Source organism: bacterium (assembly GCA_017744355.1).
In the GTDB taxonomy this organism is placed as follows: Bacteria; Cyanobacteriota; Sericytochromatia; order S15B-MN24; family UBA4093; genus JAGIBK01.
Genome location: JAGIBK010000001.1, coordinates 590,121 through 609,630 on the forward strand (window position 1 = coordinate 590,121; position 19,510 = coordinate 609,630).

Below are 19,510 nucleotides of genomic sequence, written 5' to 3' on the forward strand. Positions count from 1 at the left end.
AATTCCCGGGCGGGCCTTGCGCTGCGTCATTCCGCTCGAGTCAAGGCGCCGCGCCGCGTCATCTCACCCCAGCGCGCTTTCCGGCCGGACACGAGCCGGAAGAGGCCTATCATGCGCCAGACCGTGTTCAACTGGCGGTAGCCGAAGTTTTCGGCGACGATGGCCCCCAAGAGCATCAGGAGGTGCCGGAACCTCGGGTAGACGTGGAAGGAGATTTCCTCCAGCAGGACGGCGCTCACCGAAAGCAGGATCCCGAGCCCGACCGACACGAAGAGGAAGACCCCCATCGCCTCGTAGGAAACGGCCCCCTGCAAGAAGCTCCACCCCATGAAGAGGGCGCCTCCGACCTCGATGAGGGGGCCGAGCCACTCGAAGAAGAAGAGGAAAGGGAAGGCGAGCCATCCGATAAGCCCGGACTTCGGGTGGAACATGAGCGGGAGGTTCTTCAGAAGGCTCTCGCCCAGGCCCTGCTGCCAGCGAATCCGCTGGTTCTTCAAGGTCTTCAGGTCCTCGGGGGCCTCGGTCCAGCACACCGGATCGGGGAGGAAGGTGATGCGGTAGGGAACCCCCGCGAGGCGCAGGGTCCGGTGCAAGCGGACGATGAGCTCCATGTCCTCGCCGATCGTGTCGGTACGGTAGCCGCCCGCCTCGACCACCCGCTCCTTGGAGAACAGGCCGAAGGCTCCCGAGATGATCAGCAGGGCGTTCAGCGAGGACCAGCCGAGGCGCCCGAAGAGGAAGGCGCGCAGGTACTCGACGATCTGGAACAGGGCCAAGTAGTTGGTCGGGAGGCCAGTCTTCACGAGAAAGCCGCCCTTCACCTCGCAGCCGTTCGCGATCCGGATGGTGCCGCCCGCTGCGACCGTCGTCGCGTCCTCCAGGAAGGGTTGTACCGCCTTTCGCAGGCTGTCTCGCTGCAGGATGGAGTCCGCGTCCACCGCGCAGAAGAGCGGGTAGCGAGCCCCGTTGATGCCGGCGTTCAGCGCGTCGGCCTTGCCGCCGTTCTCCTTGTCGATGACCCGGAGGTTGGGGTAGGTCTTCGAGTGGTAAATCGCGCGGATCGGTCGGGTTTCGAGCGAGGTGTGGTACGCCTCGGGAAAGGGCTGCAGGGCGAACTCCCGCATGAGCACGTCCAGGGTCTCGTCCTTGGAACCGTCGTTGATGACCAGGATCTCGTACTCGGAGTAGTTGAGCTGGAGCAAGGAGCGGACGGAAGCTGCGATGCTCAGCGACTCGTTGTAGGCAGGCGCCAGGATGGTGATGGGCGGCTCGAGCCCCAGGTACAGGGGAGGCAGCTCATCGAAGTCCTGGCGCTGGAGGGTGCGGGTCAGGCCCTTGAGCGCCAGGAGGTTGAGCGCGAGATAGCAGACGTTGAGGCCGACGAAGTAGCCGATGACCAGGTTTTGAAGGGTCGAGACGATCATGCCATGGCCCTTTCGGCGAGTATCTGCTTGAGCATGTCCCGGGCGAACGGATCGGCGTGCGCCGCTTGGATGTGCTGGAGGGTGGGCTGGTCAAGGAAAGGCAGGCCCACGAGGGCTTGCGCGGCGCGATAGCGGACCCACCAGATTGAGTCGCCCAGCAATGCGACGAGCAAGGTTTCGTCGCCGGGCACCCCGATCCGCCCGAGCGCCAGCGCCGCCTGGGCTCGAACCGTGCCAGAGGGGTGGGAGAGGTGCTGGCGAACCACTGGGAGGTCGGCGATCCCGTTCACCATCGGCAGGCAAGCGGCGATCACCGCTTCGTCGCTCGTCTCAGCGAGCAGCTGACGGACGACGGGCAGGGCCGAGGTGCCGTTCAAGCTCGCCAGCAGGTGAATCAGCCGAGGCGCTTCATTGGTGGGCGCCCGCAGGGCGGCTTCGGCCAGGGGCTCGGCGAAAACGTCGCCCCCCGCGTCGTGGAGCATGCTCGCGATCTTCGCAAGCGACCAGTCCTTGCGGCGGTTGAGCTGGGAGAGGAGCAGGGGAATCGCCGCCTTCGCGTCGATCTGGATCAGCGCGCGCATAGCCGTCAGGGCCAGGAAGCTGTTCTCCCCGGTCACGCAGGCGTCGAGCTCGCGCCAGGCGGCGGCCTCACGCAGGTTGCCGAAGGTGAGGGTCGCCATGAGGCGATCGCGCATGTTGTGGCGCTTCAGCATGCGCCGAGCCTCTTGATCTGCCCCCACCACCCGGGCCACGTGGTTGAGGCGATCCTTGACGTCGCCGCGCAGCGATTCGTGCAGGTGGTTCCAGTACGCGAAGAAGGTATGCCAGTCGGCTGGAGCGATGGGGGGGAGCGCTTCAGGGGCCTCCATGAGGCTCTGCATGAGCAGGGGGCGCCACTGGCTCAAGAAGCGTGCGCGCCGTCGGGTATTCTGGCGCAGACGCAGGCGCATGGCCAGCAGCATGAACACCAGCAGCAGGGCGAGCACGAACGACGTGACGCCCGTGTTGAACGCGAAGCGAAGAAGCGGATCAGAAAAGGTGACGGAGGCCAAGTCGGAACCCTTGACGCTGGTAGAGCTGACCTTGCTCGGTCCAACCCAGGTCGGCGGCGATCGCCCAACCGGGCAGGAACCAGTGGCGGCCGCTGAGAACGAAGGCGCGGACGTCGGAGACGAGCAAGCTGCCGCCGATGGGCTCGACTTCTTGCCCGAAGGCGTAGGTGAGCCCCAGGGTGTTGCGCTCGCCGTAGTAGTAGCTAAGCTGGAACTGGTGCGACGCGGGGGTGCCGCCGACATCCACTTGGTTGAGCGAGAGGGTGTAGGCGCCGCGGAAGCGGCTCCAGTAGCGCTCCAGCCCCAGGATCTCACGGGTGTTGCCGTTGGCCGAGTAAGCCGTGCGCCGCAGCCCCAGGTGGCCGACCCAACCCTGGCCCAGCTCGATCTCGCACTGGCCGAGCAGCGACCAGACGGACAAGACGTTGTGGGAGGGGCTCAGGCTTCCTTCGGTCAACAGGGTCCAGCCTGGAGCGAGCGGGTAATAGCCCCCCAGCGTGACCTCCTGGTCTGCCAGGCCGAAGCGCTGGGTCTGCTGAACGCGGCCGTAGAGGGTCTGGCGTGGCCCGAAGGTATGGCTGCCTTCCAGGTACTGGCTGGTCCAGTCGGCATAGGGGGCCGAGAGGCGGTCATACGTCGTGCCGAGCTCCAGCTCGGTCGCTGCGAAGCTCGCGGCCGGGAAGAGCGCACCCAGGACGGTGGCGAGGCCAAGTACGGCGCGCGTCATTGCGCGACCTTCAGGAAGCGGCGCAAGCGCGCCATGAGCTCTTGGGGCTGGAAGGGCTTCAGGACGTAATCGTTGGCGCCGGCATCGAGGGCCCGGACGATGTCCTGCTCTTGTGACTTGGCGGTGAGCATGACGATCGGCACCGTTTCCCAGTTCGGCTTGGCTCGGATCTGGGAGACGAGCTGAAAGCCGTCGGCGTACGGCAGCATCACGTCCAGCAGAATCAAGCTGGGCGGTGCGATCTCGTCGACGAGCTTCATGGCCGTCTGCCCATCGGCTGCGGCGTGCAGGGCGAAGCCCTCGCGTTGCAGGATGAAACCGAGGAGGTGGGCGATGTCCTCGTCGTCTTCGACGATCAAGATGGTGCGCCGGCCGGTGGCCACGGGCTCGCTCATTGAATCGATGGTCCTCAAGAGAGTCTGACGTCCCTATCCAGTCCAGTATACCCTCAGTCACCTGCTTTAGTCCCATTCTCAGGCGCTTTCAGACGAAGGTTGTGTCGATCGTGTGACCATTTTGCGATCTCGGGTAAATAGGAGGTAGCGATCGCTTGCTCGCCCTGCCTGGGGCCGCCTGAAAGGTTGGGAGCCTATGCCGATGATCGAAAACATGCTCTCTGGGGTTGGCATCTCTTTCAAGCCCAAGCCCCCCGCGCCTCCCAAGCCCGAGCATGAGCCAACCCCCAAGCCGCGAGGCCCCCATGCGGCCGTCAAGCAGCAGGCCGAGGACCGGGCGCGCATGGGAACGCTCGGCAACCAGCGCCTGGGCGGCTACACCATGCCGCTGCACGAGAACGGGATCGGGACCGCCCCTCTGAATCAGGCGGGCAAGACACCCACCACCAAGCTCAAGCAAGCAGAGCCCGCGAAGGCGGAAGAAGAGGAGAGCTTCGCGGGGAAGGCCTCCGAGGCCGTCGAATCGCACTCGAAGCTCGGGATGACCGGCAAGGGCTTCAAGCTGGCCAAGGCGGCGGGGATCTCGCCCGGCGACCTCGTGGAAGGCGCCAAGAAGCTCGCGACCGGGAACCTCTCGGAGAAAATCGAGGCCGGCAAGGAGCTCTTCGAACAGGGGACGGTCGCCAAGGAAGCCTTCGAGACCGGCAAATCCATCTACCAGACGGGCAAGAGCGCTTTTCAAGAGGGCGTCCAGAATGGCGACAAGCTCGGCAAGACCCTCAAGAACACGGTCCTCAACACCGCAAAGTCCCTCGGCAAAGAGGAGCTGAAGCTGCTCAAGGAGGACGGGGGCGACCTGAAAAAGCTGGCGAGTGGCTGGCAGGCGAAGGGCGCCGAGATCAGCGAGTACGTCGGACAGAACTCCACCAAGCGCCTGATGAAGAACATGATCGTCGACGAGGGCGCCGAGGCGCTCACCAAGTCGGCGGTCAAGACGGCGGCCAAGGATATCGGCCAGGCCGTCGCCAAGGCGGAGCTGAAGACGGCCGCCAAGACGGCCGCTGCAATCGGGGGCAAGGCTGCGGCCCGCTTCGCCCCCGGCGTGAACGTCGCCATGGCCGCCGTCGATGCCAAGCACGCCTACGACGTCTGGCGCGATCCCAAGTCCACCGGCTGGCAGAAGGGGTGCGCCTCGGTGACCGCCGTCGGGTCGGCGCTCGCGGCGACCAACATCCCGGTGGTCAGCCAGATCGGGGCCGCCGTCTCCATCGCGTCGTCGGTCCTCGAGGTGGTCAAGCCCGAGAAGGTCGGCAAGGCCGTCAAGAATTTCTTCGGCTCGATCTTCGGTTAGGCTTTCCTACACGCACGAACCCCCGCCAGTTTCTGGCGGGGGTTCGTGCGTGTAGAGGGATTTAACGCGCGGCGAGCGCGCCGGTCGAGAGCGACGCAATGGCGTCGGCCAGGCGCTTGACGCCCTCGTCCAGCTTGGCGGGCGGCACGTTGGAGAAGTTCAGGCGCATGGAGGAGGCCCCGCCGCCGTCGACGCAGAACGGCGCCCCCGGCACGAAGGCGACCCCGCGCGCGACCGCCGCTTCGAGACAGGCTTCGCTCGAAAGGGCGCCCGGCAGGCGGACCCACACGAACATGCCGCCGGTCGGCTCGGTGTACTTGGTGCCCGCCGGCAGGTGCTGACGGATGGCCTGGACCAGGGCCCGGCTGCGCTCGCCGTAGACCTGACGCAGGCGGGCGAGGTGGGCTTCCATGTCGATGACCCCGAAGGTCTCGAAGGCCAGGTACTGGTCGAGGGTGCCCGTCTGCAGGTCGGTAGCCTGCTTGGCGCGCACCAGGTAGGTGAGCAACTCGGCAGGGGCCACGACGTAGCCGATCCGCAGGCCCGGCGCGAAGACCTTCGAGAACGAGCCCAGGTAGAGCACGTGGGTCTGGCTGAAGGTGCGCAGCGGGGCCTTGGGCTGGCCGTCGAAGACGAGCTGCCCGTAGGGATCGTCCTCGACGAGCAGCACGTCGTGGCGCTCGGCGATCGCGACGATCTCCTGACGACGCGCGTCGGACAGGCAGGTGCCCGACGGGTTCTGGAAGCTCGGGATGATGTAGATGAACTTGGGGCGCACCGGCGCGGTCGAGAGCACGTGCTCGAGCGACTCGGGGATCATGCCCTCGTCGTCCGATTCGACCACCAGGTAATCGGGCTCGTAGGCGTCGAAGGCCTGGAGGGCGCCGAGGTAGGTGGGGCTCTCCACGACCACCAGATCGCCCGGATCGAGCAGGATCTTCGCCACCAGGTGCAGGGCCTGCTGCGACCCGGAGGTCATCAGGATCTGCTCGCTACGGGTGGGGAAGGGAAGGGTCTCGGCGATGAGGGCCCGCAGGGGCTCGACCCCTTCGGTCGGCGCGTACTGCAGGGCGGCGGGGCCGTACTTGCGGAACGCCGCTTCGCTGCCCTGCTGCATGGCCTCGAGGGGGAAGAGCTCGGGAGCGGGCAGGCCGCCTGCGAGCGAGATGATGTGAGGCTGCTGGGTCAGCTTGAGGATCTCACGGATCGCAGAGCTCTGCATCCGGGCAGAGCGAGCGGCGAGCCGCGTCGTCGAATCGGCCTCGATAGTCCGCATCACTGGCGCTCCTTTCTCGGAAGGCGCCCGCGAGGTCCGCGCTGCGCCGATCAAGCCAGCGTTCATCATGCGCCAAGAAAATTGATACGTCCAATATCTGTATTGTGCCGGAATGAGATCCTGGGGGTATCATAAGGGCATGGAACTGCGTCACTTGCGCTATTTCGTGGCCGTCGCCGAGGAGCTCCACTTCGGGCGGGCGGCCGAGCGCCTCCACATGGCCCAGCCCCCGCTCAGCCAGCAGATTCGCATGCTGGAAGAGGAGCTCGGCGTCACCCTGTTTCATCGCACCAATCGCCGTGTGCAGCTGAGCGAGGCAGGCGGGGCCTTTCTCGAAGAGGTCTACCGCCTCTTCGACCAGCTGGATCGCGCGGTCGGGACCGCACGGCGGGTCAACCGCGGCGAGATCGGCCGCCTGAGGCTCGGCTTCGTCAACTCGGCGACCTATCAGGTCCTGCCGGACATTTGCCGCGCCTTTCGGCGCGAGTACCCCGACGTGGTCCTCGACCTGCAGGAGCACACCTCGGACTTCCAGCTCGAAAGCCTCGAGAACGGGAGCCTGGACGTGGGGCTGTACCGGGCGGACGCCGAGTACTACCGTCCGCAGCTCCCGCCGACCCTCAACATGACCACCGTCAGCCGAGAGCCTCTCGCGATCGCCTTGCCGGCGGGGCACCGCCTGGCGGGAACCGAGCCCGTTCCGCTCGCCGCCCTTTCCAAGGAGCCCTTCATCCTCTCGCCCCAGCGGGTCTATCCGAGCTACCACGACCAGATCATGCGCCTGTGCATGGGGGCGGGCTTCACCCCGCGGATCGTGCAGGAGCCGATCCTGCTGACGACCATCATGAGCCTGGTCTCGGTCGGGATCGGGGTGTCCGTCATCCCGATCTCGCTGCGACACCTGGACTGGCGGGGGGTGAGCTTCGCCCCCATCGCCGAGGAGAACGCCGTCTCGGACATGGTGGCCATCTGGCGACGGGATGATGCGTCGCCGGTCCTGCGCGCCTTTCTCGACATCATGCGCAAGCTGGCGTTGCCCGCGCCCCATTCGAGCTGAACGACCGAGGCTCGGGCGCCAGCCGCCGGGCGCAAGACGAAGGGCGAGGGATATCCCTCGCCCTTCGTCTTGCGCTTAGCGCCTGATGTACACCACCTCGTCGGCGTCGCGATCCCAGCCATGGCGGTGGTGGTGCTTGTGCTTGTGCCGCTTCTCGACCACCACCACCCGCTTGACGGGCCTTTCGCGCTGCACGACGACCACCCGCTCCTCGACCACGGGTCGGGCCGGGGCGATCACGATTCCCGGTTGGATGATGATCCTGGCGTCGACGGCAGCCTGAGCGGGGCTGGCCGCCAGGGTTGCGGCTCCCAGACAGAGGGCCGTGAATACGATCCGTTTGCGCATGGCGTGGCTCCTTTCGCGCGTGCCTGACGGTCTGACGAGTCCTGGGCCTATTCATCCCATGCGAGCGTTCCATTTGTGTTAAGGATCGGTTGAAAGGTTATTGTGAGCGCCAGGGCAAGGCATCCGAACTCGATGCCCCAAGCTTGGCGATTCCGCGCCGTGTGGATTGGCGCGAGGGCTGCTATCATAGTGCTTGCTGTGTTCCATTGAGGTATCGACCATGCAAAACCAGGTCCCCACTCAGCTTCGCCCGTTGGTGGTCACGCAGGACTACGACGCCTACACCCCGATCGATCAGGCCGTGTGGCGCTATGTCATGCGTCAGAACGTCGCCTTCCTCAAGGACCGTGCCGATCCCGCCTACCTCGGGGGGCTCGGCGCGTCGGGGATCGAGGTCGAGTCGATCCCCCGGACCACGCACCAGGACCAGAGCCTCGCCAAGCTCGGCTGGCGTGCCGTCAACGTGCGGGGCTTCATCCCCCCGGCGGCCTTCATGGACTTCCAGGCGCACCGGATCCTTCCCATCGCCGCGGACATGCGATCGCTCGAGCATCTCTCCTACACGCCGGCTCCCGACATCATCCACGAGTCGGCGGGCCATGCGCCCATCCTCAACGACGCGACCTTCGCGGCCTACCTCGAGGCCATCTGCAAGCTCGGGGTCAAGGCCATCCCCACCCAGGCGGATGACGACCTCTACGAGGCGATCCGGATCCTGTCCGACCTCAAGGAGGACCCCACCGCCACCCCCGAGGCGATCGCCGAGGCCGAGGAGCGCTTCGTGCGGACCCGCGAGGCGGCGACCGTCGTCTCCGAGGCGACCATGGTCTCGCGGCTCTACTGGTGGACGGTCGAGTACGGCCTGATCGGCACGCTCGACCAGCCCCGGATCTACGGCGCCGGCCTGCTTTCGTCGGTCGGTGAGAGCAAGCTCTGCCTGACGGACAAGGTCCGCAAGGTGCCCTTCGACCTGGACGCCTGCGTCTCGACCGGTTACGACATCACCGACTACCAGCCCCAGCTCTTCGTCTGCGAGAGCTACGAGCAGTTGCTCGAGGCCACCCGCGTCTTCGCGGATCGCATGGCCTGGAAGCAGGGCGGCACCTACGCCCTCGACGTCGGCCTGAAGGCGGGCAGCGCCGTGACTACCACCTTCTCGTCGGGGCTCGAGGTGATCGGGGTCATCGGCCAGCTGCGCCGTGACGCGGCGGGCGAAGCCGTCTACCTCCACGTCGCGGGCCCCACGGCCCTGGCCATCGGGGGCCAGGTGCTCGATGGCCACGACGTGAGCCACCACGCCGAGGGCTTCGGCTCGCCGATCGGCAAGCTCGAAGGTGAGGCTCTGCCCCTCGATGCCTTCGAAGACAGTGACCTCGCGCGGCATGGGATCGTCCCTGGCCGTGACTGCGCCCTGCGCTTCGCCTCCGGGGTGAACGTCGAGGGCCGGGTGCGCTACGTCCGACGCGAGGGTGGGCGGATCGTGCTCATCGGCTTCGACGCTTGCACGGTGACCTACCAGGGCGAGACCCTCTTCCAGCCTGCCTGGGGCGTCTACGACATGGCCGTCGGCGAGCGCGTCACCTCGGTGGCCGCCGCCTACCCCGACGTGCGGTACCCGCTCGTCGCCCCCCGCACCGAGCGCAAGACGGTGAGCGAAGTTACTTTCGACCCTCAGGTCGCGGGTCTGCATGCGCTCTACGCCCGGGTGCGCACCCTGCGCGAGGAGCCCCAGGACCCGGCGATGACCGACAAGGCGCTCGCCGAGATTGCCGAGCGCCTCGACCAGGCCTATCCCGAGGACTGGCTCTTGCGCCTCGAGGTCCTCGAACTCCTCACGCGGGGCGACCGCTTGAACAAGTTGCAGGGCCACCTCAGGGCCTCCCTCGCGGCCCTGATGACGACCCCGGATCGTCGCGAGCTCATCGCGAATGGGCTGGCGCTGCTCCCGCCGGCGCGGACCATGGCCTAAGCCGCCTTCGCGCCCTTCTCTCGAGGCCCGATCCCGCGCAGGATCGGGCCTTTCCCATGGAGTGCCGGGCAAGGCGGTGAGCTTTTAGCGAACCTTATTCGGTTTTTAACCGAATTCTTGGGCGAATGGCCGATACATTCTCTTAACACCCCTTTCAAGGAGGCTCGACCCATGGCATCCACTCGCTTCCAGCCCGTTTCCGCGCTTCTGGCCTGCACCCTGTTGCTGGGGCTCGTCGGTTGCGCCGCGCCGGGTGCGCAGCCGTCGTCGCTGAGCGCGCGCAGCCAGGAGGATGCCAACTGGAAGAGCCTCGCGCAGACGAGCGCCGCGGAAGCCTTCGGCGAGCTCGATCGCACCCGAAAGGGCAAGCTTTCTTCCGCCGACGCGGGCTTCGCCGGCGACGAGCTGAAGCAGTTCGATCAGGACCGGGACGGCATGCTCTCGCAGCTCGAAGCCGTGGCCTTTGCCATGCGCCTCACCGACGCGCTGCGCGACACGACCACCGAGCCCCCGCTCCAGACCAAGCCCGCCAACCCTGCCCTGCCGCTCTTGAACGACTTCAACCCGACGGCGCAGGCCAACGAGGCCGAGCTGCTGGTCGATGCCGACCAGATCTACCCCGCCATGCTCGCGGCCATCCGGGATGCCAAGCGCTCGGTCCAGATGGACTACTATTTGCTCGGCGGCGCGATCGGGGATCAATTCGCCGACGCCCTCATCGCCAAGGCGCGCGAAGGCGTCCAGGTGCGGGTCATGCTCGACGGCTGGGCCGCCAACCAGGGCGGGCCGACCGGTGCCCAGCTCAAGCCCGTCATCAAGCGCCTGCAGGAGGCGGGCGTCGACCAGCGCTTCTACCCCATCGAATGGCTGCCCCGTAACCCCGGCTGGCTCGCCAACCGCTTTTTGATCGACCACAACAAGCTGCTGGTGCTGGATCGTGAGAGCGCGTTCGTCGGCAGCATGAACCTCTTCGACATGGCGGTCATGAACCACGACCTGATGGTCAAGCTGCGCGGCCCCATGGCCCAGGAGCTCGGCGGGATGATGGACGAGGAGTGGCCCACCCCTCGCGCCCTGCCGGCCCCGGTCGCCGTCACCCCCGGCCCTAACACCAGCTTGATCCGCGGCACCAAGACGAGCGTGCGCGAGCGCAGCACCAAGGACATGCTGCTCCAGAACATGGCGCAGGCGCGCAAGAGCGTCTACATGGCCATCTTCGACTTCTCGGATCTGGAAGTGGTCGACGGCCTCATCGCCGCTCATCGCCGGGGCCTCGACGTGCGGGTGCTGGTCGATCGCCACAACACCAACGAGAAGTACGTGCCCCTGGCGCATTACGTAAACATCTACGGCATGCCCAACCTCTCGCCGGTCTCGCGCCTGGTCCAGGCCAAGGTGCCGGTCAAGTGGTTCGATCCCGTCCAGCGGGACTCCGAGCTGCACATGAAGATGACCGTCCTCGACGGCAACAAGGCGATGCTGGGTTCGACCAACTATACCTACCAGGCCTTCAACAACTTCCGCGAAACCGGCATCGAGATCTCGGGCGGTCGCACGGTGGAGCAGCTCACCACCATGTTCGAGGCAGACTGGCAGGGCCGCGGGACCGCCGCAACCTCGCTGACCTTCAAGGAGCGAGTGGTGGCGAAGGTCTCCGACTACATGGAGCGCAAGCGCCTCGGCTGGTGGTAGTCGCGCCATCCGCTTTTACCGAACCGCGCCCTTCTCGCAAAATGCGAGAAGGGCGCGGTTCGGTATTTTGACCCTTCCTCCGCCCTTGCGTATCGGTGCTCAGGTTGGCATATATGAGGCGAAATTGTGTGGCATAGCAATCGTCCTTGTTTTCAAGCAGCCTCATCACCGATAGATGGGAGAGGACTATGGCCGGCAAGCACAGGAAAGCGCCCATGGCTTCTCGAGATGCCCGAGTCGCGCGCGCGTACGCCCCGCCCTCCGAAGAACAGCTGAAGACCCTCCTGGAAGCGATGCTCCGGGCCAAGAACGGGGATTTCTCGGTGCGCCTTCCCCTCGTTTCCGATGGCGTGCTGGCCGACATCTTCCAGGCGTTCAACGGCTTCGTCGAGATCAACCAGAAGGTCACGGACGAGCATCTGCGAATTCGGCGGGTCATCGGGCAGGAAGGCCACATGGGCGAGCGGGCGAACCTCGCCGGCCTGCAAGGGAGCTGGAAGCTCACCCTCGACGCCATCAACCTTCTCATCGAGGACCTCATCCAGCCCATCTCGGAGGTGGGCCGCGTCATCATCTCGGTTGCCGAGGGCGATCTCACCCACAAGATGCCGCTGGAAATCGAGGGTGTGGCGATCAAGGGCGAGTTCCTGCAAATCGGCACCACCGTCAATCAGATGGTGGACCAGCTTAACGCGTTTGCGGGTGAGGTCACCCGGGTGGCTCGCGAAGTGGGCTCGGAGGGCAAGCTGGGCGGTCAGGCCCAGGTGAAGGGCGTGAGCGGCACCTGGAAGGACCTGACCGAGAGCGTCAACTTCATGGCCGGTAATCTGACCAACCAGGTGCGCAACATCGCCCAGGTCTCGACCGCGGTCGCCAAGGGCGACCTGTCGCAGAAGATCACGGTGGATGTCAGGGGCGAGATGCTCGAGCTCAAGAATACCCTCAACACCATGGTGGACCAGCTCAACTCCTTCGCGAGCGAAGTGACGAGGGTCGCCCGAGAGGTGGGATCCGAGGGGAAGCTGGGCGGCCAGGCCGAGGTCAAGGGGGTGAGTGGGACCTGGCGCGATTTGACCGACAGCGTCAACTTCATGGCCGGGAACCTCACCAACCAGGTGCGAAACATCGCCCAGGTCTCGACGGCGATCGCCAAGGGCGACCTCTCTCAGAAGATCACGGTGGATGTCAAAGGCGAGATGCTCGAGCTCAAGAACACCATCAACACGATGGTGGACCAGCTTAACGCGTTTGCGGGTGAGGTCACCCGCGTGGCCCGCGAGGTCGGTTCGGAAGGGATGCTGGGGGGCCAGGCTCAGGTAAAGGGTGTCAGCGGGACCTGGAAGGACCTGACCGAGAGCGTCAACTTCATGGCCGGTAATCTGACCAACCAGGTGCGAAACATCGCGCAGGTCTCGACCGCGATCGCCAAAGGCGACCTGTCGCAGAAGATCACGGTGGACGTCAAAGGCGAGATCCTGGAGCTGAAGAACACCATCAACACCATGGTCGACCAGCTCAACTCGTTCGCGAGCGAAGTCACCCGCGTGGCCCGGGAAGTGGGCTCGGAGGGCAAGCTGGGGGGCCAGGCGCAGGTGAAAGGCGTCAGCGGCACCTGGCGGGACCTGACCGAGAGCGTCAACTTCATGGCCGGGAATCTGACCAATCAGGTGCGAGGCATCGTTCAGGTCGTGACGGCGGTCGCCAACGGCGATCTGAAGAAGAAGCTACGGCTCGAGGTCCGGGGCGAGATCGCGGACCTCGCCGAGACCATCAACAACATGACCGACACGCTGAGCCTCTTCTCGGACCAGGTCATCTCGGTGGCCCGCGAGGTCGGCATCGAAGGGAAGCTCGGTGGGCAGGCGAAAGTCCCTGGCGTCAGCGGCACCTGGAAGGATTTGACCGACAACGTCAACCAGCTGGCCGAGAACCTCACCAATCAGGTGCGCGCCATCGCCGAGGTTTCGACCGCCGTCACGAAGGGGGATCTCAGCCGCTCCATCAGCATCCATGCCAAGGGCGAGGTGGCGGAGCTCAAGGACAACATCAACCAGATGATCGCGAACCTCAGGGCGACGACCAAGCAGAACACGGAGCAAGATTGGCTGAAAACCAATCTCGCCAAGTTCACGGGCCTCATGCAGGGGCAGAAGAGCCTGATGGGGGTCGCGAAGCTCATCATGTCCGAGCTGACACCCGCGGTCGGCGGCCAGCACGGGGTCTTCTACCTGGCGGAAAGCGGCAAGACCGGGGATAGCACCCTGAAGCTCATCAGCAGCTATGCGTATCGAGAGCGAAAGAACCTTGCCAATCGCTTCCACCTCGGTGAGGGCCTGGTCGGACAGTCCGCGCTGGAGAAGCAGAGCATCTTGCTCTCGCACGTGCCAGACGACTACATCAAGATCTCGAGCGGTCTCGGCGAGGGCTCACCGGTCAACATCATCGTGCTGCCCGTGATCTTCGAAGGGGAGGTCAAGGCCATCATCGAGCTCGCCTCCTTCGAGCCCTTTAGCCCCATCCATCAGAGCTTCCTGGAGCAGCTCATGGATCGCCTGGGGGTCGTGATGAACACCATCTCGGCCACCATGCGCACCGAGGAGCTGCTCCAGGAGCTCACCCGCTCCAATGCGATGCTCGAAGGGCAGACCAAGAGTCTGGAAGACAAAGCACGGCTGCTCGAAGTGAAGAACAAAGAAGTCGAGCTTGCGAGCGCATCGCTCGAAGAAAAGGCCAAGCAACTGGCCCAGGTCTCCAAGTACAAGTCCGAGTTCCTCGCCAACATGTCGCACGAGCTGCGCACCCCGCTCAACAGCATCATGATCCTGGCCAAGCTCCTGGCGGAGAACAAGGACCAGAACCTGACGCCAAAGCAGGTGGAGTTCTCGAGCACCGTCTACACGGCAGGCAACGATCTGCTCAACCTCATCAACGAGATCCTGGATCTCTCCAAGGTGGAGTCGGGCAAGATGGAGATCGCCGCCAAGCACGTTTCGCTCGACGACCTCTTGGCGTATCTGGAGGTCACCTTCAGGCCCATGGCCCAGCAGAAAGGCCTCGATTTCCTGGTCATGACCGAGCCCGGAACACCGGATAGCCTCTACACGGACGAGCAGCGCCTCCAGCAAATTCTGAAGAACTTGCTCTCCAACGCCTTCAAGTTCACGGAGCACGGTCAGATCGTCTTGCGCATCGGCTTGGCGGAAAAGGGCACCCTCTTCCGGAGCGCGGGCTTGAAAGAGGCCGACCAGGTCCTGGCCTTCTCGATCACCGACACCGGACCGGGCATCCCCAAGGACAAGCAGAGCGTCATCTTCGAGGCTTTCCAGCAGGCCGACAGCTCCATCGCTCGCAAATACGGCGGCACGGGGCTGGGGCTGACCATCAGCCGCGAAATCGCCAACTTGCTCGGCGGCGAGATTCACCTCCAGAGCGAAGTGGGCAAGGGAAGCACCTTTACGCTCTTCCTGCCCCGGAAATTCGAGGGGCCCATCGCGCCGCGGCCCGTCTTCGAGGCCCGTCGGCCCGAGGCCATCGCCAATCGCTTGAGCGTGACGATGCTCGAAGAGCCCCTCGCCGAGGCGAAACCTAGCGAGCCAAAGTCCGGCGAGCCAAGCGAGCTCGCCGTGGCGGACGATCGAAACGATCTCAAGGTTGGCGACAAGGTCTTGCTCATCGTGGAGGATGACCTGGCTTTTGCCCGGATCCTCCTGACGATGGCCAGAGAAAAGGGCTTCAAAGGGATCATTGCGCCGAACGGCGAGACGGCGATCGCCCTCATCCAGCGCTATCATCCCAACGCGATCAGCCTCGACCTCAAGATGCCGGACGTGAGCGGCTGGGACGTCATGAATTGGATCCGAAGCCATCCTCGCTACAGCCAGATTCCTGTCTTCGTCATCTCGGTGGTCAGCAGACCGGAACAAGAGAACAAACTTGGCGCCTTCGCCTACCTCCAGAAGCCCGTGGCCAAGGAACAGCTCGAAAGCCTGCTTGGACAGGTTTCGGCCATCCTCGAGAAAAAGGTCGGAAGCGTGCTGGTCCTCGACAGCGATGCAGCGAAGCGCAACGAGATCATGCGCCTACTCGAAGCCGAAAACCTCGAATTGACCGCTGTCGCGACGGGCGCCGAAGCCATCGCAGCGCTCAAGGAAAAGGCTTTCGATTGCCTGGTCACGAAGGGTGGGATTGCCGACATGACGCCCGAGGAGCTCTGGGAGCGCCTGGGCTTGGAGCTCGAGATCCAGAACCTCCCCCTTCTCATCCACGTCGGGCAAGACCTCTCGGAGGCGGACATGAACCGTCTCAAGCACCTGGCGGCCGCCTTCGGCTACAAACCCCCGGCTGCCCCCATGCACGAACCGTCGGAACCCGCGCCGCCCTCGCCGCCTGAATCCCATCCGCCCGGAGAGGCCCAGGCCTTACTCTCGGAGCGAACGGTGCTCATCGTGGACGACGACGTGCGCAGCATCTTCGCGCTGGCGAGCGCGCTCGAAGCCTACGGCATGACGGCCTTGTTCGCGGAGAACGGGCAGGACGGCATCAGCACCCTCAAGGCCCACCCGGACATCGACCTGGTCCTGATGGACATCATGATGCCCGAGATGAGTGGGTACGACGCCATGCGGATCATTCGCGCGATCCCAGCCTTCAAGGGCCTTCCCATCATCGCGCTGACGGCCAAGGCCATGCCGGGCGACCGAGAAGAGGCCCTCAAGGCCGGAGCCTCCGACTACATCGCCAAGCCCGTCGACCTCGATCAGCTCGTCGCGCTCCTGAGTCGCTGGCTCCCTGCCAAGATCGGCAAGGCAGGCTAGCATGCCGAAGGAAGAGAAGGTCAATATCCTGCTGGTGGACGATCAGCCCGAGGAGCTTCTGGCGCTCGAGGCGAGCCTGGCGAGCCTCGATCAGAACCTGATCCTCGCCAGGAGCGGCGAAGCGGCGTTGAGGTTTCTGCTGGATGGCGAGGCCGCCGTCATCGTCCTCGACATCCAGATGACGGGGATGGATGGCTTCGAGGTCGCCAAGGCCCTCAAGCAGCGCAAGAAGACGCGCCGGATCCCCATCATCTTCATGACCGGCGCCTACCGAGAAGAGCGCTTCGCCTTTCGAGGCTACGCCCTCGGGGCGGTCGATTACCTGACCAAACCCTTCGAGCCGGAGATCCTGCGCCAGAAGGTCACGGTCTTCGTGGATCTCGCCCTCTACGAGGCGGAGCTGGCTGCTCACGTGGATGAGCTCGACGCTCAAAAGCGTCTGATCGAGGAAGTTTTCGCCAACACGCCTGCCGGCATCGTCTACCTGGATGCTTCGCTGGTCTTCTTGTCAGCCAACGCGGTGGCGCTCGATCTGCTCGATAAGACGCGCGAGGAGCTCATCGGCCGTCCTGCGTCGGAGGCGATCGCCGATAAGCCGAACTTGCTCGAAGCGTTGCGGCAGGTTCAGGCGCGCAAGGAACCGTATAAGCTGCCCGAGCTCATGGATGGTTGTCCACGAGAAGGGAGTATCCCCCCTTGTTACGAGGTTCTCCTCCATCCGGTCCTCGAGAAGGAGGCGGCGCTCAAAGGGGTGCTCGTCTTCTGCACGAACGTCGCCGATCGGGTGGCCCGTGAGCGCTTGCAGCTGACCCAGATCGAGACCCTCCAGAAGGTGGACACCCTTAAGGACGAGTTCCTGTCGGTTGTCAGTCACGAGCTGAGAACCCCGCTCAACGCCATCATGGGGTTTGCCGACATTCTGGAGGACGGGCTCCAGGGCCCCCTCAACCCCGAGCAGCATGGCAGCGTGAAGAAGATCGTCAAAGGCGCGGATCAGCTGGTCAAGCTCGTCAACAACTTGCTCGATCTTTCCCGGGTCCGCGCGGGGCAGTTCAAGCTGAGCTACGATCGCGCGGATTTTGCGCCCGCGATCGAGGAGACCGTCGCGCTGCTGGAAGAGTTTGCGAGCGAGAAGCGGATCACGATCAACACCCACCTCGAGGGACCGCTGGTGGTCGAGTGCGACATGCGGCGGATGCTTCAGGTCCTGTACAACGTGCTCGAGAACGCCATCAAGTTCAGCTACGAAGGCGGGACGGTCGCGATCAGCGGCAAGATCGAGGACGCGGAAATGGTCATCGCGGTCGAGGACGCCGGGATCGGCATCGCCCCGGAGAACCTGTCCAAGATCTTCGAGCGCTTCACCCAGGTCGACATGAGCACGACGCGGGAGGCCGGCGGGACGGGGCTCGGCCTCAGCATCGCAAAGGTCCTGGTCGAGGCCCATGGAGGGCATATCGTGGCGAGGAGTCCGGGGCTCGAGAGGGGCGCTACCATTTGCTTCAGCATTCCGATCGAACAGGTCGAGCTGCCCTGCTGAGGCCTCAAGTTTGCTTGCCGTCTTCCCACATCAGTTCGAGATCGAGCTGCATGGTGACCGTGGTGCCGACCAGGACGCCGCCGGCTTCGAGCGGGACGTTCCAGACCAGGCCGAACTCGTGGCGATCGATGGTGCCGCTCGCGCTCAGGCCGCTCCTGAGCACCCCCCATGGGTCCTTCTTGGGAGGGCCCGCGAACTCGCCCTCGACCACGATCTCGCGCGTGACGTCGCGGATGGTGAGGTTCCCGTAGACCCGGAAGACGTTGTTGCCCAGGGCCTGGATGCGGGTGCTTTCGTACGTCATGGTCGGGTAGTGCGCCACGTCGAAGAACTCGGCCGAGCGCAGGTGCTTGTCGCGCTCAGCTTCGTTGGTGTCGATGCTCGCCACCTGGATGGTGCCGCTGAACTTGGAGTGGATGAGGTCCTCCTCGTTGAGCTGGATGTTGGCCTCGTACTCGCTGAATCGCCCCCGGACCTTGGTCACGATGTGGCGGATGGTGAAGCCCACGTTGCTGTGCCTCTTATCGATGACCCATGGCATGGCGGCCTCCTTTGCGCGGGTTGCGGGATCAGCGCGCGGCGATCCCCATGATCTCGAGATCCACCCGGTCGTCAATGGGTCGGAACAAGAGGCTCGGGCGCTCGATGCCGTACTCGGATAGCAGCACCGAGAAGCGGCTGGTCACCTCAAGGCGAGGGCCGTTCAGGCTGCCGCTCAGCGACACCGTGATCGGACGGCTCATCCCCCTGAGGGTGAGCGTACCCGTTCCTGTGCCCTCGGCGCGGGTCTGGCTGCCGCTCGTTTGCTTGTTGACCCAGCTGACGCGCTCGATGACGAGGATGGCCTCGGGATAGCGCGCCGCGCTCATGACCGAGAGCATGTTGCGATCGCGGTTGCGGTTGCCGCTGTCGAAGGAGGCGAGGGGCACGGTGAACCGCAAGGGGAGCACCAGCTCGGGAGATGTCCCCGGCGTGATCGAAACCGCCCCCGACAGCTGGTGCGAGACTCCCGTGGCGCCGTGCAACGGGTGGCTCACGCGGTAGGTCACGGTGCTCTCGGGGGTGAAGGAGTAATGCAGCGGCTCGGCCCCCCAGGCGGGTGCCTGGAGCGCTGTGATGCCGAGCATCACCCCGAGCCCGAATGGGCGAACGTTAGAAGTCAAAGACGATCACCCCCGCTGAGAGGGTCATCAGACCGAGGGTCGTGCCGCCGGCGATGCCGTGGGTGCTGGGGGGGATGCGACCGGTGGCGGTCAAGATCCCGAGGGTGACGGTGGTTGCGAGGGCCGCGCCGTGAAGCCACCCCAGGTTGCGGTGGATCGTCACCGCGTCCCACCCCGAGCGCTCGATGGGATAGCCCGACGGAGCGGTGAGGGCGAGGCCCGCGGCTCCCAGGTAGAGGCCCGTCGTGATGCCACCGAGACCCATGTGGATGCTCTGGAAGAGCGCGTGCTGTTCGGGTGCCGAGAAGTTGGTGGCGTAGAGCCCAAGCCCCGCGGTCAGGACCATGCTGCCGAGCGCGGCGAGTGCCAAGCCTTGATGCAACTGTAACTGGTTGCCACGGATGGCGGCCTCGCGATCGAGACGCTCGGCATCCGAGGCCGCGGGCAAGGGGAGCGGTTCGGCGAGCGCCTGAGGAGCGAAGACGAGGCCGCTTGCGAGCATGCCGCCGTAAGCGAGTGACATGAGGCGACCGAGAACAGGCTGCATGGGTGGCACGGTCATGGGATTCTCCTCGAAGGCGATGGGCCCGCCATGGATACGAGCAAGCGTAGCGCGCCGAGTGCCTCAGGAATTGTGCACCCCAGCCAAAAGAGTTCGGCGGTCGCGTTGGGCTTGCTTGCCTGCTGTTCGGCTACCATCGT

The 19,510-nt window shown here is 65.0% G+C and carries 15 protein-coding genes; 6 read left to right on the forward strand and 9 right to left on the reverse strand.

Annotated features, from left to right (window positions below):
• Positions 1–26: 26 nt before the first annotated feature.
• From J7643_02880 to J7643_02895, 4 genes are read right to left on the reverse strand one after another with little or no spacing between them, the layout of a single operon-like run.
• Positions 27–1,424 carry a glycosyltransferase family 2 protein gene (locus J7643_02880; protein MBO9539515.1) on the reverse strand — a complete coding sequence of 466 codons (1,398 nt, stop codon included), beginning with the start codon at positions 1,422–1,424 and terminating at the stop codon, positions 27–29.
• The gene (locus J7643_02885) at positions 1,421–2,476 is read right to left on the reverse strand and encodes a HEAT repeat domain-containing protein (GenBank protein ID MBO9539516.1); all 1,056 of its coding nucleotides are present in this window, start codon (positions 2,474–2,476) and stop codon (positions 1,421–1,423) included. The genes J7643_02880 and J7643_02885 overlap by 4 nt, the downstream gene beginning before the upstream one ends.
• Positions 2,454–3,203 carry a YaiO family outer membrane beta-barrel protein gene (locus J7643_02890; GenBank protein MBO9539517.1) on the reverse strand — a complete coding sequence of 250 codons (750 nt, stop codon included), beginning with the start codon at positions 3,201–3,203 and terminating at the stop codon, positions 2,454–2,456. The genes J7643_02885 and J7643_02890 overlap by 23 nt, the downstream gene beginning before the upstream one ends.
• On the reverse strand, positions 3,200–3,598 hold the full coding sequence (locus J7643_02895; GenBank protein ID MBO9539518.1) for a response regulator transcription factor: 399 nt from the start codon (positions 3,596–3,598) through the stop codon (positions 3,200–3,202). The genes J7643_02890 and J7643_02895 overlap by 4 nt, the downstream gene beginning before the upstream one ends.
• A gap of 202 nt (positions 3,599–3,800) precedes the next feature.
• On the opposite strand from J7643_02895, the gene J7643_02900 reads away from it, so the two are divergent.
• The gene (locus J7643_02900; protein ID MBO9539519.1) at positions 3,801–4,949 is read left to right on the forward strand and encodes a hypothetical protein; all 1,149 of its coding nucleotides are present in this window, start codon (positions 3,801–3,803) and stop codon (positions 4,947–4,949) included.
• A gap of 61 nt (positions 4,950–5,010) precedes the next feature.
• Here J7643_02900 and J7643_02905 read toward each other — a convergent pair whose 3' ends face one another.
• Positions 5,011–6,225, reverse strand: coding sequence for a PLP-dependent aminotransferase family protein (locus J7643_02905; protein ID MBO9539520.1), 1,215 nt, complete (start codon positions 6,223–6,225; stop codon positions 5,011–5,013).
• Positions 6,226–6,364: 139 nt separating this feature from the next.
• On the opposite strand from J7643_02905, the gene J7643_02910 reads away from it, so the two are divergent.
• Positions 6,365–7,282, forward strand: coding sequence for a LysR family transcriptional regulator (locus J7643_02910; protein ID MBO9539521.1), 918 nt, complete (start codon positions 6,365–6,367; stop codon positions 7,280–7,282).
• 75 nt (positions 7,283–7,357) lie between these two features.
• On the opposite strand, the gene J7643_02915 is transcribed toward J7643_02910, so the two are convergent.
• Entirely contained in the window at positions 7,358–7,630 is a 273-nt protein-coding gene (locus tag J7643_02915; protein ID MBO9539522.1) for a hypothetical protein, read from the reverse strand.
• Between the two features lie 220 nt (positions 7,631–7,850).
• Here J7643_02915 and J7643_02920 point away from each other — a divergent pair, with 220 nt between their 5' ends.
• The 4 genes from J7643_02920 (at position 7,851) to J7643_02935 (ending at position 17,645) form a co-directional block, all read left to right on the forward strand.
• Positions 7,851–9,599: an aromatic amino acid hydroxylase gene (locus J7643_02920; protein MBO9539523.1), complete on the forward strand. Its 1,749-nt coding sequence runs from the start codon at positions 7,851–7,853 to the stop codon at positions 9,597–9,599.
• A gap of 171 nt (positions 9,600–9,770) precedes the next feature.
• A complete protein-coding gene (locus J7643_02925) occupies positions 9,771–11,291 on the forward strand; it encodes a phosphatidylserine/phosphatidylglycerophosphate/cardiolipin synthase family protein (protein ID MBO9539524.1) in 1,521 nt (506 codons plus the stop codon).
• 188 nt (positions 11,292–11,479) lie between these two features.
• Positions 11,480–16,105, forward strand: coding sequence for a HAMP domain-containing protein (locus tag J7643_02930; GenBank protein MBO9539525.1), 4,626 nt, complete (start codon positions 11,480–11,482; stop codon positions 16,103–16,105).
• 1 nt (position 16,106) lies between these two features.
• Positions 16,107–17,645, forward strand: a complete 1,539-nt coding sequence (locus J7643_02935) for a response regulator (protein ID MBO9539526.1) — start codon at positions 16,107–16,109, stop codon at positions 17,643–17,645.
• Between the two features lie 4 nt (positions 17,646–17,649).
• Here J7643_02935 and J7643_02940 read toward each other — a convergent pair whose 3' ends face one another.
• From J7643_02940 to J7643_02950, 3 genes are read right to left on the reverse strand one after another with little or no spacing between them, the layout of a single operon-like run.
• The gene (locus J7643_02940; GenBank protein MBO9539527.1) at positions 17,650–18,186 is read right to left on the reverse strand and encodes a YceI family protein; all 537 of its coding nucleotides are present in this window, start codon (positions 18,184–18,186) and stop codon (positions 17,650–17,652) included.
• Between the two features lie 28 nt (positions 18,187–18,214).
• On the reverse strand, positions 18,215–18,808 hold the full coding sequence (locus J7643_02945; GenBank protein MBO9539528.1) for a YceI family protein: 594 nt from the start codon (positions 18,806–18,808) through the stop codon (positions 18,215–18,217).
• Positions 18,798–19,370 (reverse strand): hypothetical protein, encoded by a 573-nt coding sequence (locus J7643_02950; GenBank protein MBO9539529.1) that lies wholly within the window; start codon positions 19,368–19,370, stop codon positions 18,798–18,800. The genes J7643_02945 and J7643_02950 overlap by 11 nt, the downstream gene beginning before the upstream one ends.
• Between the last annotated feature and the right edge of the window lie 140 nt (positions 19,371–19,510).

Excerpts from the sequence above, each read along its gene's own strand:
- J7643_02940 (MBO9539527.1), bottom strand. The coding sequence starts at position 18,186 with ATGCCATGGGTCATCGATAAGAGGCACAGCAACGTGGGCTTCACCATC.
- J7643_02925 (MBO9539524.1), top strand. The coding sequence starts at position 9,771 with ATGGCATCCACTCGCTTCCAGCCCGTTTCCGCGCTTCTGGCCTGCACC.
- J7643_02930 (MBO9539525.1), top strand. The coding sequence starts at position 11,480 with ATGGCCGGCAAGCACAGGAAAGCGCCCATGGCTTCTCGAGATGCCCGA.
- J7643_02895 (MBO9539518.1), bottom strand. The coding sequence starts at position 3,598 with ATGAGCGAGCCCGTGGCCACCGGCCGGCGCACCATCTTGATCGTCGAA.
- J7643_02905 (MBO9539520.1), bottom strand. The coding sequence starts at position 6,225 with ATGCGGACTATCGAGGCCGATTCGACGACGCGGCTCGCCGCTCGCTCT.
- J7643_02935 (MBO9539526.1), top strand. The coding sequence starts at position 16,107 with ATGCCGAAGGAAGAGAAGGTCAATATCCTGCTGGTGGACGATCAGCCC.
- J7643_02900 (MBO9539519.1), top strand. The coding sequence starts at position 3,801 with ATGATCGAAAACATGCTCTCTGGGGTTGGCATCTCTTTCAAGCCCAAG.
- J7643_02880 (MBO9539515.1), bottom strand. The coding sequence starts at position 1,424 with ATGATCGTCTCGACCCTTCAAAACCTGGTCATCGGCTACTTCGTCGGC.
- J7643_02950 (MBO9539529.1), bottom strand. The coding sequence starts at position 19,370 with ATGACCGTGCCACCCATGCAGCCTGTTCTCGGTCGCCTCATGTCACTC.
- J7643_02890 (MBO9539517.1), bottom strand. The coding sequence starts at position 3,203 with ATGACGCGCGCCGTACTTGGCCTCGCCACCGTCCTGGGTGCGCTCTTC.
- J7643_02920 (MBO9539523.1), top strand. The coding sequence starts at position 7,851 with ATGCAAAACCAGGTCCCCACTCAGCTTCGCCCGTTGGTGGTCACGCAG.
- J7643_02910 (MBO9539521.1), top strand. The coding sequence starts at position 6,365 with ATGGAACTGCGTCACTTGCGCTATTTCGTGGCCGTCGCCGAGGAGCTC.
- J7643_02915 (MBO9539522.1), bottom strand. The coding sequence starts at position 7,630 with ATGCGCAAACGGATCGTATTCACGGCCCTCTGTCTGGGAGCCGCAACC.